At 70.6% G+C, this 422-nt stretch carries 1 protein-coding gene; it reads left to right on the forward strand.

The window, feature by feature from the left end:
* Window positions 1–422 (forward strand): pentapeptide repeat-containing protein (locus MJ797_RS26080; RefSeq protein WP_239342286.1); only part of this gene is annotated, 422 nt, incomplete at both ends.

Consider the following 422-nt stretch of genomic DNA (forward strand, 5'->3'; position numbering starts at 1 on the left):
TGATCTGCGGGATGCGGTGCTCACCGGCGCTTCCCTGACTGTGACCGCGCTGTCCGGCGCGGATCTGTCCGGGGCGACGCTCACTGGAGCAACACTGCGTGACGTCCGAGCGGAACGGCTGACGGCCCGCAATACCGATCTTGGCGGTGTCCAGGTCATCAGCGGCATCCTGAGCGCGGCTGACTTGAGCGGGGCGGATTTGCGTGGTGCCCGCTTCACCGATACGGATCTCACCGACGCGGTGCTGACGGGGAGCCGCTGGTCACGGGCAGGGGTTCTCGGTGGGCGGCTCGGCCCGGCCGTAGGCGCGCCGGAGCTGGCCGTGGCGGCGCTGGCTGGGCGGGATCCCGCCCAGGTGATGCTGCGGTCGGCGTCCTCACCGCAGTACGCGGTCGCCGTCTCCCCCGACACCACCATGATCG

This window comes from Protofrankia sp. CiP3 (assembly GCF_917627345.1).
In the GTDB taxonomy this organism is placed as follows: domain Bacteria; phylum Actinomycetota; class Actinomycetes; order Frankiales; family Frankiaceae; genus Protofrankia.